Raw genomic sequence first — 13,581 nt, 5'->3', positions numbered from 1 at the left:
ATGCGTTGACCCCGCCATGACCCTGTCCGCTCGCTCGTTCTCCTGCGGGATCGCCACCGTCGCCGTGCTCGGCATCGGACTGTCGGTCGTCGTCGCAGGACCTGCCCAGGCCGCGCCGTCGGCGCCGTCCTGGGACGACGTCAAGGCCGCGAAGTCGGATGCCGCCGACGCGCAGCAGACGGTGGACGAGCTGAGCGACCGGCTGACCTCGCTGCAGGCCGCCGCGGACCGCGCCGGCATCGTCGAGCAGCAGGCCGGGCAGGCGTACGCCCTCGCCGCCTCGCAGCAGCAGGAGGCGAAGGACACCCTCGCCGACCTGTCCGCGCAGTCGAAGCGGGCCAAGGGCAAGGCGGACGACTCCGCGGGCCAGGTGGCCGCGCTCGTCGTCGAGCTGTCCCGCACGGGCGGCGGCGACCTGTCGACGACGATGCTCACGGACGCCTCGGACTCCGGCGACCTGCTCTACCGCGTCGGCACGATGTCGCACCTGTCCGAGCGGTCGGCGACGATCCTGGCCCAGGCCCGCTCCGACCAGAAGACCGTGGACTCGCTCGCCGACCAGCAGGCCGTCGCCACGACGGCGCTGAGCAAGGCGACCGAAGCGACGAAGACCGCCTTCGCCACCGCCAACGACGTCTCCGCCGACGCCCAGGCCCGGGTGCAGAAGCAGCAGGACCAGCAGGACGAGGTCCTCCGTCAGCTCGCGTACCTCAAGGGCACGAGCGTCGCGACGGAGAGCGCCTACTGGAGTGCGCAGCAGGCCAAGGCGGCCGAGACCGCCCTGGCGGCCCAGACGAGCAGCAGCGGCACCGGCACGGCCACCGGCAGCGGCGCGAGCGGCACCAGCACCGACAACGGCACCAGCGGTGGCAGCAGCAACGGCAACACCTCGACCACCAACCCGAGCGCCGGCGGCGGTAGCGGCAGTGGCACGACCACCCCGTCGCGCCCGAGCACCCCGTCGAAGCCGAGCACGCCGGCGGCGCCCGCTCCCGCGCCCGCCCCGGCTCCCGCCAAGCCGAGCACGCCGACGCCGTCGAAGCCGAGCACCCCGGCGCCCAGCACTCCGGCACCCGCCCCGAGCAGCCCCTCGAAGGCCGCCGGTGCGATCTCGTACGCCCGCGGGCAGCTCGGCAAGCCCTACGTCCTCGGTGGTGCCGGCCCGAGCACCTGGGACTGCTCCGGCCTCGTGATGATGGCGTACAGCTCGCAGGGCATCGCGACCGGCGGCCACAACGTCGTCTGGCAGTACAACTACTTCGGCTCGATCGGTCGCCTCGTGCCGCTTTCGCAGCGCCAGCCCGGCGACATCCTCTTCTACTCGTCGAACGGAACCGCTTCAGGCGGTTACCACGACTCGATCTACACCGGCAACGGGATGATGGTCGAAGCAGCCAGACCGGGCGTCGGCGTGGTCGAGCGGGCGGTCTGGACGCCGAGTCAGCTCCTGCCCTACGTCGCCCGCCCGAGCGGCTCCCTGTAGCCCCTTCCCGGTGTGCCCGATCGTTCCCAGAACGGCTGCGGTAGCAAGCGGGATCGGGCATACCTGCCCGGATCAGAGCAGCAGGTACGCCCGTTCCCACCAGGTACGCCCGAACCCGCACGGCACAGCAAGCCCCCCACCGCCCGAACCCACACGGCGCGCCCCCACGAACACAGAACGGCGCCCGCCCTCCGGATGGAGAGCGGGCGCCGTTCGAGTATGTGCGGAGCGTCAGTGACCAGCGGGCACGTACGCGGCCTGGCCGGCCTGCACGATCGCCTCGGCCTCGGCGGCGTCGCCCCAGCCCTCGGCCTTGACCCACTTGTTCGGCTCGAGGTCCTTGTAGCGCTCGAAGAAGTGCGCGATCTCGGCCTTCGTCTGCTCGTCGACGTCCGAGATGTCCTGGATGTGCGTCCAGCGCGGGTCCTTCGCGGGAACCACGAGGACCTTCTCGTCCTTGCCGGCCTCGTCGCTCATCTTGAAGACGCCGACCGGACGGACCTTGACGCCCACGCCGGGGAACGTCGGGAACTCGAGGAGCAGCAGCGCGTCCACGGGGTCGCCGTCGTCAGCCAGGGTCTTCTCGAAGAAGCCGTAGTCGGTCGGGTAGACGAACGACGTGAACAGCACGCGGTCGAGGTAGACACGACCGGTCTCGTGGTCCACCTCGTACTTGTTGCGGCTGCCCTTGGGGATCTCGACGACGACGTCGTACGCGGCCATGTCTGTACTCCTGGTGTGTCGGTGGGGCTGTCGGTGGTCCCGAGAGCGCGGCTAACGTTACCGGGTGAACTCTCCGCGTCCCCGGCTGGACCCTGCCGTCGCCGAGACCCGCCTGGCGGTCCGCGACCTGCTCGCCACCGCGCTCGACGACGGCGTCGTCACCGCGGGTGACCTCGTGCTGGTCGCGCTGAGCGGCGGACCGGACTCGCTCGCGCTCGCCGCGGCCACCGCGTTCGAGGCGGGCAAGCAGGGGCTCCGAGCCGGGGCAGTGGTCGTCGACCACGCGCTCCAGGCGGGCTCCGAGGCGGTCGCGAGCCGCGCCTCCCGGCAGGCATCCGAGCTGGGTCTGGACCCGGTCGAGGTCCGCAGGGTCGCGGTCGGCTCCGACGGCGGTCCGGAGGGCGCCGCCCGGGAGGCCCGCCACGCGTCGATCGCCGAGGTCGCCTCCGCCACCGGGTCGCGTCTCGTGCTGCTGGGGCACACCCTGGACGACCAGGCCGAGACGGTGCTGCTGGGCCTGCTGCGCGGCAGCGGGCCGGACAGCCTGTCCGGCATGCTGCCGCTCGCACGGCGCGACCAGGGGCCGGCCTACGGCCGCCCGCTGCTCACCGTGCGTCGGCACGCCACGCGGCAGGCGTGCGCCGCCGCCGGGCTGGCGCCGTGGCACGACCCGCAGAACGACGACCCGGCGTACACCCGGGTGCGGGTCCGGAACGCGCTCATGCCGGTGCTCGAACGCGAGCTCGGAGCCGGGGTGCCCGAGGCGCTGGCGCGGACGGCCGACCAGCTGCGCGAGGACTCGGCGGCACTCGACCACTTCGCCGAGGAACTGGCGGAGGACATCGCCGAGCACTCCGAGGCCGGCATCTCGCTGTCCGTCCGGGCGCTCGGGGCGAACCCGCCGGCGCTCCGGCAGCGACTCGTGCGCCTGGCGGTGGAGAGCGAGTTCGGCGTGACGCTGTCGCGCGTGCAGACGCTCGAGGTCTGCCGGCTCGTCACGGACTGGAGCGGACAGGGGCCGATCGACCTGCCGGGCGTCCGGGCGTCGCGATCCGGTGACCGCCTGTCGTTCAGTGCCGGTTAGGCTGGACCGGTGGAACTCTCCGACGTCCAGGCAGACCTGTCCGAAGTCCTCTTCACCCCCGAGCAGATCGACGACAAGCTCGCCGAACTCGCGGCGGTCGTCGACGCCGACTACGCAGGCCGCGACCCCCTGCTCGTCGGTGTCCTGAAGGGTGCCGTCATGGTGATGGCGGACTTCTCGCGGCACCTCAAGATGCAGGCGCGGATGGACTGGATGGCGGTGTCGTCCTACGGCTCCGGCACGAAGTCGTCCGGTGTGGTGCGGATCCTCAAGGACCTCGACACCGACCTGCACGGCCGCGACGTCCTCATCGTCGAGGACATCATCGACTCCGGTCTGACGCTGTCCTGGCTCAAGCAGAACCTGCAGTCCCGCGGTGCCGCGAGCGTCGAGATCGTCGCCCTGCTGCGCAAGCCCGAGGCCGCCAAGGTCGAGGTCGACGTCAAGTACGTGGGCTTCGACATCCCCGACGAGTTCGTGGTCGGGTACGGCCTCGACTACGACGAGCGCTACCGGAACCTGCGCGGTGTCGGCGTCCTGGCGCCGCACGTGTACTCGTAACCCGTCCAGGGGGTACATGCCTCGGGTGGAGTTCGCCCGCAGAGGACACCCATTCTCGCCACAGAATCGCGGCCGTATGCTGACCTGCACGCAACTTCGGCAGAGAAAGGTGTCGGGCACTCGCGCCCGGATCACATGAACTTCAAGCGCATCTTCCGCGGCCCGTACCTCTACGTGCTGATCGCGCTGGCGGGCATCTTCATCGGCTGGAGCGTCATCAGCCAGGGCAGCACGACCGAGGTCAGCACCCAGAAGGGCCTCGAGCAGCTCGCCGACGGCAAGATCTCGTCCGTCATCGTCAACTCCACCGAGCAGCGGGTGGACATGATCACCCGCGACGGCGACAAGCAGGAGCAGTTCTACTACTCCACGCCCCGTGGCGAAGAGGTCATCCAGGCCGTCAACGACGCCAACCTGCCCAAGGGCTACGACGACCATGTGAACACGGGCAACTGGTTCCTGTCGCTCCTCGGCGTCCTGCTCCCCTTCCTGATCATCGGTGCCCTGTTCTGGTTCCTGCTCTCGAGCGCCCAGGGCGGCGGCTCGAAGGTCATGCAGTTCGGCAAGTCGAAGGCCAAGATCAACAACAAGGAGAACCCGCAGGTGTCGTTCGCCGACGTCGCGGGCTCCGACGAGGCGATCGAGGAACTCCACGAGATCAAGGAGTTCCTGAAGGAGCCGGCGAAGTTCCAGGCCGTCGGCGCCAAGATCCCGAAGGGCGTGCTGCTGTACGGCCCTCCCGGAACCGGCAAGACCCTGCTCGCCCGCGCCGTCGCCGGCGAAGCGGGTGTGCCGTTCTACTCGATCTCCGGTTCGGACTTCGTCGAGATGTTCGTCGGTGTCGGTGCGAGCCGTGTCCGTGACCTCTTCGAGCAGGCCAAGGCGAACTCGCCGGCCATCGTCTTCATCGACGAGATCGACGCCGTCGGTCGTCACCGTGGTGCCGGCATCGGCGGCGGCAACGACGAGCGCGAGCAGACGCTCAACCAGCTGCTCGTCGAGATGGACGGCTTCGACGGCAAGACGAACGTCATCCTCATCGCCGCGACGAACCGCCCCGACGTGCTCGACCCCGCGCTCCTGCGTCCGGGCCGCTTCGACCGCCAGATCGGTGTCGACGCCCCGGGCATGGCCGGCCGCAAGCAGATCCTCGAGGTGCACGCGAAGGGCAAGCCGCTCGCCGCGAGCGTCGACCTCGAGCTGCTCGCCCGCAAGACGCCGGGCTTCACCGGCGCCGACCTGGCGAACGTCCTGAACGAGGCCGCGCTGCTCACCGCCCGGTCGAACGCGCAGCTCATCGACAACCGCGCGCTGGACGAGGCCGTCGACCGTGTCATGGCGGGCCCGCAGCGTCGGACCCGGATCATGTCCGACCAGGAACGCCTGATCACCGCGTACCACGAGGGCGGCCACGCCCTGGCGGCAGCGGCGATGCGGCACACCGACCCGGTCACGAAGATCACGATCCTGCCGCGCGGCCGTGCCCTCGGGTACACGATGGTGCTCCCGCTCGAGGACAAGTACTCGGTCACCCGCAACGAGCTGCTCGACCAGCTCACCTACGCCATGGGTGGACGCGTCGCCGAGGAGATCGTGTTCCACGACCCCACCACCGGCGCCTCGAACGACATCGAGAAGGCCACCGGCACCGCCCGCAAGATGGTCACCGAGTACGGCATGAGCCAGGCCGTTGGGTCCGTCAAGCTCGGTTCCGGGTCGAGCGAGCCGTTCGTCGGCCGTGACATGAGCGGTGGTACCGGGCGCGACTACTCGGAGAACATCGCCCAGACGGTCGACGCCGAGACCCGTGCGCTGCTCGAGGCCGCGCACAACGAGGCCTACCAGGTGCTCAACGACAACCGCGACATCCTCGACCGCCTGGCCGGTGAGCTCCTCGAGAAGGAGACGCTCGACGCCCCGGAGCTCGTGGAGATCTTCAAGGACGTCCGCAAGCTGCCGGAGCGCCCGCAGTGGCTCTCCAGCGACAAGCGTCCGGTGAGCAACCTGCCCGCGATCGACGTGCCCGGGCAGGCCGCCGCCACCGCAGCGGACCAGTCGGACAGCGAGTCGACCTCGAAGCCCCGTCGTCGCCCCTTCGGCAACCCGGGTATCGCCCCGGCGTAGGGGGCCGGCATGACCGACCTGCCGACGAGACGTGCTCGTCGGCTCGACACCCGCGGCGGTCCGACACCGGACCGCACGCGGGTGTTGGGCATCCTCAACGTGACGCCGGACTCGTTCAGCGACGGCGGGCTGCACCAGGCCTACGACGCCGCCGTGCAGCACGCGCGTGACCTCGTCGCCGCGGGTGCCGACATCATCGACGTCGGTGGGGAGTCGACCCGGCCGGGCTCGGAGCGCGTGCCGGTGCCGGTAGAGCAGGAGCGTGTGCTGCCGGTCGTCCGGCAGCTCGTCGCCGAGGGCATCCCGGTGAGCGTCGACACGATGAACGCCTCGACCGCCGAACGGGCCGTCGAACTCGGCGCCGCGATCGTCAACGACGTGTCCGGCGGCCTGGCCGACCCGGACATGGCCCGCGTGGTCGCGTCGACCGGGGTCGGGTTCGTGGTCATGCACTGGCGTGGCCACAGCGACCGGATGTACCGCAACGCCGAGTACGTGCACGCCGTCGACGAGGTCCGGCGCGAGGTCGAGATGCGGGTCGCCGAGCTCATCGTCCTCGGGGTGCGCCAGGAACAGGTCGTGATCGACCCGGGCCTCGGCTTCGCCAAGCAGGGCGTGCAGAACTGGGAGATCCTGGCCGGCTACGAACGGTTCGCCTCGATCGGCCTGCCGGTGCTCGTCGCCGCATCACGCAAGCGGTTCCTGGACGGAGTGGGCAGCCCCGAGGGTGCCCCGCCGAAGGACCGCGACCTCGCCACCGCCGCCATCAGCCTGCTCGCCGCCGAACGCGGTGCGTGGGGGGTGCGCGTGCACGACCCGGCACCGACCCGTGCCGTGCTCGACGTCTGGGACGCCTGGAGGGCAGCTCGCTCGTGAACGACACCATCCGCCTCGTCGGGGTCCGCGCGCGCGGCCACCACGGCGTCTTCGACCACGAACGTGCCGACGGTCAGGACTTCGTCGTCGACGTCGCCGTGGAGCTCGACGCCCGCGCGGCCTCGGGCAGCGACGACCTCGACGCCACCGTGCACTACGGCGTCCTCGCCGAGCAGGTCGTCGCCGAGATCGAACGCGACCCGGTGGACTTGATCGAGACCCTCGCGGAGCGCATCGCGGCCGCGGTGCTCACCCACCGTGCGGCCCTGGCGACCGAGGTCACCGTGCACAAGCCGCAGGCGCCCATCACCGTGCCGTTCACCGACGTCTCGATCACCATCCGCCGTGCCCGCGGGGCGACCGTGCCGGACGAGGAAGAAGAGTGAGCCGCGTCGTCGTCGCGCTCGGCGCCAACCTCGGCGACCGGGGGAGCACCCTCCGCGCCGCCGCCCGAGCGGTCGCCGCGCTGCCCGGGGTCCACCCGGTGGCGTCGAGCCACGAGGTCGAGTCGGTCGCCGTCACCCTGGACGGCCGCGACGACACCAAGCCGCGGTACCGCAACGCCGTCGTGGTCGTCGACACCGACCTCGAGCCGCAGGCGTTCCTCGACGCACTGCACGGCATCGAGGACGAGCACGGCCGCACCCGCGACGTCCGCTGGGGCGACCGGACCCTCGACCTCGACGTCGTCGCCGTCGACGACCTGCGCATCGATACCGCCACGCTCACCGTGCCGCACCCCCGTGCCGCCGAGCGCGCGTTCGTGCTCGCACCGTGGCTCGACGCCGACCCCGCGGCCGTCCTGCCCGGCGCCGGACCGGTGGCCGACCTGCTCGCCGCCGTGGGGGACGACACCGAGCGCGTCGACGAGCCGCGCCTGTTCGCGGACGTGCCCCGCGCCTCCCGGGCCACCACCGAAGGGAACGTGACCCAGCCGTGAAGCCGACCCGTCCCTCCACCCTGCTCAGCATCGCCGTCGTGACCGCGGTGGCGGGCTTCGCGTTCGACGCGGTGCTCGCGTCGCGACAGTCGCCGGCGCTGCTGCTCGCCGTGCCGCTCGGCATCACGCTCGCGTTCATCGGCGTCGCCGTCGTGCTCATGGCGCGACCCGTCCGCCGGCACGCCCGCGAGGGCGCGGGCCGGCAGCGCCCGGTGGACCCGCTCTACGCCACGCGCGTGGTGGTGCTGGCGAAGGCCTCGAGCATCTGCGGCGTCCTGTTCGGCGGCTTCGCGATCGGGCTGGTCGTGTACCTCCTGACCCGCTCGGTGACGCCTTCGCTAGGCTCGACCCTGCCGAACGTGGTCGCCGTCGGGGGCGGGATCGTGCTGACGGTCTGCGCACTCGTGGCAGAGCGCATGTGCATCGCTCCTCCGGGCGACGACGACGAGCCGGGCGACCCCCGGAACGGCACGACGGCGAACTGACCCGAGCACACCCACTGGAGGCCCGCGATGGCGCGTGAACGACTCGACGAGCCGGGCCTCGGCCTGACCGGCATCGACTGGACCAGGGTGTCCGCGAAGCTCGTGTGGACCGAACTCATCACGACCCTCGTGATCGGCCTCGTGGTGACCGCCGGCCTGGTCCTGATCGGGATCGTGAACGACGGCTTCGGCTCGGGCGCCGGCACCGTCTGGCTGCTCATCGGCATCGTGGTGCTCGTCGTCACGCTCGTCACCGCGGCGCTGACGCCCCGCCGGGTCCGTGCGATCGGCTACGCCCTGCGTGACGACGACCTGGTGGTCCGCCGCGGCCTGATGTGGCAGCGCTTCACGGCGGTGCCGTACGGGCGCATGCAGCTCGTCGACGTGGCGCGCGGTCCGCTCGACCGGGCGCTCGGCATGAGCGAGCTGAAGTTCGTGACTGCCGCGGCCGCCACGAACGTCCGCATCCCCGGTATCCCCGCGACCGACGCCGACGAACTGCGCGACCGGCTCGTCGAGCTCGCCGAGTCCCGCCGCGCCGGGCTGTAGGGGGTCGCGGTGACCTTCCGACCCAGCCCGCCGCCGCCCGCCCCGCCCACGCGCGGGAACGCCGCTGCCGCAGCGCCCCTGACCGACGGCGAGTGGCACCGCCTGCACCCGCTGACCCCGCTGCTCAAGGGCGGGATCTTCCTGATCGTCATCCTCGGCTACGTGCTGAACAGCCTGCGCGACCAGCTCGTCGAGTTCTTCATCCCCGGCGGCGAGCAGCAGGACGGCGACCCCGTCCGCTACGTCTACGAGCACGGCGTCGTCGGCTGGGTGCTGCTCGGCGTCGCGGTGTTCCTGCTCGTGCTCATCGGGCTCTTCTACCTGTCCTGGCGCATGCACGAGTTCCGGGTCACCGGCCAGATCGTCGAAGTCCGCTCGGGCGTGCTGTTCCGGAACCACCGCAAGGCCCGGCTAGACCGGATCCAGGGCATCAACATCTCGCGTCCGCTCATCCCGCGGGTGTTCGGCACGGCGAAGCTCGAGATCGCCCAGGCCGGCAACGACGCCAACGTGCAGCTCGCGTACCTCGGGGTGAAGGCCGCCGACGACCTGCGGCTGCGCATCCTCGTGCTCGCCTCGGGTGCGAAGGACGACGACCGTGGCAGTGGTCCGGCGCGCGCGTCGAACGGTGTGCTGCAGGACCGCGTCGACGAGATGTTCTCGCCCGAGCTCGACCCCGCCGCGGTGCAGGCCACCCGGATCGTCAAGGTGAAGCCCGGCCGGCTGATCGCGTCGATGCTGCTCTCCGGCACCACCGTCTTCATCCTGCTGGCCGTGGCGGCGATGATCGTCAGTGTCGCGCTCACCGGCGAGTACGGGATCCTGTTCGGCCTGTTCCCCGCCGTGATCGGTGCGGGCAGCTACTACGTCCGCAAGTTCTCGCGGTCGCTGCAGTACACGATCGCCGAGACCCGCGACGGCATCCGGATCGGGTTCGGGCTCGTCTCGACCTCGAACGAGACGCTGCCCCCGGGCCGCATCCACGCCGTCAGTGTCGCGCAGCCGCTGCTCTGGCGGCCGTTCGGCTGGTGGGACGTGCGGATCAACCGTGCGACGAACGCCGGCAACGGGGCATCGAGCAACCAGCAGGCCTCCGCCATCGTGCTGCCCGTCGGCACCGCGGCCGACGTCCGCGAGGTCCTCGACATCATCCTGCCCGGCCTGGTCGGCACTGCCGTCGCGGGCCCCGAGGCCTCGCAGGAGGCCCTGCGGGAAGGCTCCGCCGAGGCCGTCAGCGTCGTCGACGACAGCCTCACCACGAGCGGCGACGAGGGCGGCTTCGTGCACTCCCCGCGCCGCGGTGCGTGGCTCCGCCCGTTCGCGTTCCGGCGCAACGGGTACCGGTTCGTGCAGGGCGCGGTGCTGCTCCGGCTCGGCGCCGTCTGGCGGTCGCTCGTCATCGTGCCGCTGCCCCGGGTGCAGAGCGTCAAGGTCGAGCAGGGTCCGCTCGAGCGTGCCCTGCGGCTCGCCGCCGTCCACGTGCACACCGTCGCCGGGCCGGTCTCGGCCCGCGTCGGTGCGCTCGACGCACGGGACGCGCAGCGTCTGTGGTCCGAGACCACCCAGCGCGCCGTCGAGGCCGCTGCGGTCGACACGTCCCACCGGTGGCGCGAACGGGAGGCCCGTCCCGAGTCCGCCAGGCACGCTGCGGACGTGCCGTGGCCCGGGTACGGAGCCCCTGCCGGGCCCGACGGCGACCACCGGCCCGGCACCGTGCCTCCCGGCCCGGGGTGGAGCGACGTCCCGCCCACCGGAGCGGCCCGATGAGGGCCGGGCGCCTCGGCGTGGGCGTCGTCGGTGCCGGACGGGTCGGACCCGTGCTCGGCGCCGCACTCGCGAACGCGGAGCACGCGGTCGTCGGGGTGACCGCCGTGTCCGCCGAGAGCCGTGACCGTGCCGAGGCGATGCTGCCCGGCGCTCCCGTGCTCGCGACGCCGGACCTGGTCGAGCGGAGCGAACTCGTGCTGCTCGCCGTGCCGGACGACCAGCTGGCCTCGCTCGTGCAGGGCCTGGCGGACGCCGGCATCTGGCAGCCCGGACAACTCGTCGTGCACACCAGCCCGGACCACGGCGTCGGCGTCCTCGCCCCCGCGATGGCGGCCGGCGCGATCCCGCTCGCCATCCACCCCGCGATGGCGTTCACCGGCACCAGCGTCGACCTGTCGCGGCTCCGTGACGCCTACTGCGCGGTCACCGCTCCCTCGCCCGTGCTGCCCATCGCGCAGGCCCTGGTGGTCGAGATGGGCGCCGAGCCGTTCGTCATCGCCGAGGGGGACCGGCCCGCCTACGCCGACGCCGTCCGCGCCGCCGTGAGCTTCTCGACGGCGATCGTGGACCAGTCGGCGGGCACGCTCTCCGGCATCGGCGTCGACCACCCCGGCCGGGTGCTCGGTGCGCTCGTCCGCTCCGCCGTCGACAACGCACTGACGGCCGCCGACGGGCAGTCCACGCTGTAGCGAGGGTGGCCGCCGGTTCGGGGGCGGGCGCGCGTCGCGGGTAGCATTTCCCCCGACCCCCACGACCATCGGAGCCGCACCCGCATGACCGACGAGACCGCCACCACCGACACCGCGATCGCCGAAGCCGCCGCACTGGCCGAGCAGGAGACCAGCGAGCAGCGACAGGTCCGGCTCGACAAGCGCGCGAAGCTGCTCGAGTCCGGCATCGAGGCGTACCCCGCCGAGCTCCCGATCACGACGACGATCCCGGCGGTCCGCGACCGGTACGCGCACCTCGAGACCGGCGAGGAGACGCAGGACGTCGTCGGTGTCGCCGGCCGCATCGTGTTCTCGCGCAACACCGGCAAGCTCTGCTTCGCCTCGCTGCAGTCCGGCGACGGGTCCCGCGTCCAGGCGATGGTGTCCCTCGCCGAGGTCGGAGACGAGTCCCTCGCGCGCTGGAAGGAGTTCGTCGACCTCGGCGACCACGTGTTCGTGCACGGCCGTGTGATCTCCTCGCGCCGCGGTGAGCTGTCGATCATGGTCGACGAGTGGAAGATCGCGGCGAAGGCGATCCTGCCGCTGCCGAACCTGCACAACGAACTGAACGAGGAGACGCGGGTCCGCCAGCGCTACCTCGACCTCATCGTCCGCGACGAAGCACGCGCCACCGTCCGCGCGCGTGCCGCCGTGATGTCCTCGCTCCGCCAGACCTTCACCGAGCACGAGTACCTCGAGGTCGAGACGCCGATGCTGCAGACCCAGCACGGTGGCGCCTCGGCTCGTCCGTTCGTGACCCACTCGAACGCCTTCGACACCGAGCTCTTCCTGCGCATCGCGCCCGAGCTCTTCCTGAAGCGCGCGGTCGTCGGCGGCATCGACCGGGTGTTCGAGATCAACCGGAACTTCCGCAACGAGGGTGCCGACTCGTCGCACTCGCCCGAGTTCGCGATGGTCGAGGCGTACCAGGCGTACGGCAACTACGAGCAGATGGCCGACCTGACGCAGGAGCTCGTGCAGCGCGCTGCGCGGGCCGTGACCGGCGGCTCGCTCGAGGTCACCCTGCCTGACGGCAGCACGTACGACCTGGGCGGCGAGTGGCCGCGCATCGACATGTACGGCTCGCTGTCCGAGGCCGCCGGTCGCGAGATCACCCCGGAGACCCCGCTGTCCGAGCTGCAGGAGCTCGCCGCTGCCGAGGGCGTCGAGGTCGCGCACGCCACGCACGGCAAGTACGTCGAAGAGCTCTGGGAGCACTTCGTCATCGACTCGCTCGACCGCCCGACGTTCGTGATGAACTTCCCGGTCGACACCTCGCCGCTCACCCGCGAGCACCGCACCCGTCCGGGCATCGTCGAGAAGTGGGACCTGTACGTCCGCGGCTTCGAGCTCGCGACGGCCTACTCCGAGCTCGTCGACCCGGTCGTGCAGCGGGAGCGCTTCGTCGAGCAGGCGAAGCTCGCAGCCGGCGGCGACCCCGAGGCGATGCGCGTCGACGAGGAGTTCCTGCGAGCCCTCGAGCACGCGATGCCCCCGTCGGGTGGCATGGGCATGGGCGTCGACCGCCTGCTCATGGCGATCACCGGCCTCGGCATCCGCGAGACGATCCTGTTCCCGTTGGTGAAGTAAGACCCGGTTCCCCGGGGTACGATGCTCCGGTGCCGCATGGAGTCGTGACCGGGATCATCTTCGCCCTGACGCCGACCATCGTCGTCGGCCTCATCTTCTGGTTCGTGATGCGCGCCATCATGCGGGCCGACCGCACCGAGCGTGCCGCGTACGCCAAGGTCGAGGCCGAGGAGCGTGCCCGGTTCGAGCGGGAGCACGGCGTCCCCGCGCCGGCACCGGCCTCGGCCGAGTAGCGCCGCCCGACCCAGTCCTGTCCGAAGGCCGTCGTCCGCACCGCGGACGGCGGCCTTCATCGTTCGCGCCCCCTCGACGGCTGTGCCCGCTCGACGGCTGTGCGCCCTCGACCGGTCACACGCCGTTCACCTCGCCGTCGCGCGCCGGGGTGAGCATCGTCCGCATGGCAACCACACACCCCTTCACGGGCCGCAGCCTCGTCGGTGACATCGAGAGCGAGTACGACGAGTTCGACCGAGACGCCGACCTCGAGGCGTCCAAGCGCCGGGACGGGTGGCTCGAACCCTCCTGGTGACCCCCACCCACTCGGTTTTCGGGGTACGACCACCGGATCGCATCGATCCGGCCGGACGTACCCCTTTTGCATGTCCGGAAGGCGCGGCGCCACGGGGTACAGGTTCGGAAACGCGTGAGAAACACTCCTGCAACGCCGGAAACATCACGTCACACCCTTG

General features: G+C 71.4%; 15 protein-coding genes. 14 read left to right on the top strand and 1 reads right to left on the bottom strand.

Annotated elements, in window-relative coordinates; all coding sequences use genetic code 11:
- The first annotated feature begins 16 nt into the window (after positions 1-16).
- Positions 17-1,483, top strand: coding sequence for an NlpC/P60 family protein (locus EDF40_RS08550; protein ID WP_123339203.1), 1,467 nt, complete (start codon positions 17-19; stop codon positions 1,481-1,483).
- A 231-nt stretch (positions 1,484-1,714) separates the two neighbouring features.
- Here EDF40_RS08550 and EDF40_RS08545 read toward each other — a convergent pair whose 3' ends face one another.
- The gene (locus EDF40_RS08545; protein ID WP_111086931.1) at positions 1,715-2,206 is read right to left on the bottom strand and encodes an inorganic diphosphatase; all 492 of its coding nucleotides are present in this window, start codon (positions 2,204-2,206) and stop codon (positions 1,715-1,717) included.
- Positions 2,207-2,270: 64 nt separating this feature from the next.
- Between EDF40_RS08545 and tilS the strand changes: the two genes are divergently transcribed.
- The 13 genes from tilS (at position 2,271) to EDF40_RS19470 (ending at position 13,421) form a co-directional block, all read left to right on the top strand.
- A complete protein-coding gene (tilS, locus tag EDF40_RS08540) occupies positions 2,271-3,290 on the top strand; it encodes a tRNA lysidine(34) synthetase TilS (protein WP_123339202.1) in 1,020 nt (339 codons plus the stop codon).
- A 9-nt stretch (positions 3,291-3,299) separates the two neighbouring features.
- Complete coding sequence (hpt, locus tag EDF40_RS08535; RefSeq protein ID WP_111086933.1) at positions 3,300-3,851, top strand: hypoxanthine phosphoribosyltransferase; 552 nt, start codon at positions 3,300-3,302, stop codon at positions 3,849-3,851.
- Positions 3,852-3,986: 135 nt separating this feature from the next.
- Positions 3,987-5,975 (top strand): ATP-dependent zinc metalloprotease FtsH, encoded by a 1,989-nt coding sequence (ftsH, locus tag EDF40_RS08530; RefSeq protein ID WP_123294542.1) that lies wholly within the window; start codon positions 3,987-3,989, stop codon positions 5,973-5,975.
- Between the two features lie 9 nt (positions 5,976-5,984).
- Positions 5,985-6,851, top strand: a complete 867-nt coding sequence (gene folP, locus EDF40_RS08525; protein WP_185002926.1) for a dihydropteroate synthase — start codon at positions 5,985-5,987, stop codon at positions 6,849-6,851.
- Positions 6,848-7,237 carry a dihydroneopterin aldolase gene (gene folB, locus EDF40_RS08520; RefSeq protein WP_123294543.1) on the top strand — a complete coding sequence of 130 codons (390 nt, stop codon included), beginning with the start codon at positions 6,848-6,850 and terminating at the stop codon, positions 7,235-7,237. Before folP ends, folB begins: the two co-directional genes overlap by 4 nt.
- Positions 7,234-7,791: a 2-amino-4-hydroxy-6-hydroxymethyldihydropteridine diphosphokinase gene (gene folK, locus EDF40_RS08515; protein WP_123339201.1), complete on the top strand. Its 558-nt coding sequence runs from the start codon at positions 7,234-7,236 to the stop codon at positions 7,789-7,791. Before folB ends, folK begins: the two co-directional genes overlap by 4 nt.
- Positions 7,788-8,276 carry a DUF3180 domain-containing protein gene (locus EDF40_RS08510; RefSeq protein WP_123339200.1) on the top strand — a complete coding sequence of 163 codons (489 nt, stop codon included), beginning with the start codon at positions 7,788-7,790 and terminating at the stop codon, positions 8,274-8,276. The genes folK and EDF40_RS08510 overlap by 4 nt, the downstream gene beginning before the upstream one ends.
- 27 nt (positions 8,277-8,303) lie before the next feature.
- Positions 8,304-8,825 (top strand): PH domain-containing protein, encoded by a 522-nt coding sequence (locus EDF40_RS08505; protein ID WP_123339199.1) that lies wholly within the window; start codon positions 8,304-8,306, stop codon positions 8,823-8,825.
- A gap of 9 nt (positions 8,826-8,834) precedes the next feature.
- Positions 8,835-10,592, top strand: coding sequence for a PH domain-containing protein (locus EDF40_RS08500; RefSeq protein WP_123339198.1), 1,758 nt, complete (start codon positions 8,835-8,837; stop codon positions 10,590-10,592).
- Positions 10,589-11,281 (top strand): Rossmann-like and DUF2520 domain-containing protein, encoded by a 693-nt coding sequence (locus EDF40_RS08495; protein ID WP_185002924.1) that lies wholly within the window; start codon positions 10,589-10,591, stop codon positions 11,279-11,281. The genes EDF40_RS08500 and EDF40_RS08495 overlap by 4 nt, the downstream gene beginning before the upstream one ends.
- 84 nt (positions 11,282-11,365) lie before the next feature.
- A complete protein-coding gene (gene lysS, locus EDF40_RS08490; protein WP_123339196.1) occupies positions 11,366-12,892 on the top strand; it encodes a lysine--tRNA ligase in 1,527 nt (508 codons plus the stop codon).
- Between the two features lie 29 nt (positions 12,893-12,921).
- Entirely contained in the window at positions 12,922-13,125 is a 204-nt protein-coding gene (locus tag EDF40_RS08485) for a hypothetical protein (RefSeq protein WP_111086942.1), read from the top strand.
- Positions 13,126-13,289: 164 nt separating this feature from the next.
- Positions 13,290-13,421, top strand: a complete 132-nt coding sequence (locus EDF40_RS19470; protein ID WP_258373406.1) for a hypothetical protein — start codon at positions 13,290-13,292, stop codon at positions 13,419-13,421.
- The last annotated feature ends 160 nt before the right edge of the window (positions 13,422-13,581 follow it).

The organism is Curtobacterium sp. PhB170, assembly GCF_003752345.1.
Taxonomy (GTDB): domain Bacteria; phylum Actinomycetota; class Actinomycetes; order Actinomycetales; family Microbacteriaceae; genus Curtobacterium.
The sequence above is the reverse complement of the archived record's forward strand: the minus strand, read 5'-3'. Positions and strand labels throughout refer to the sequence as shown.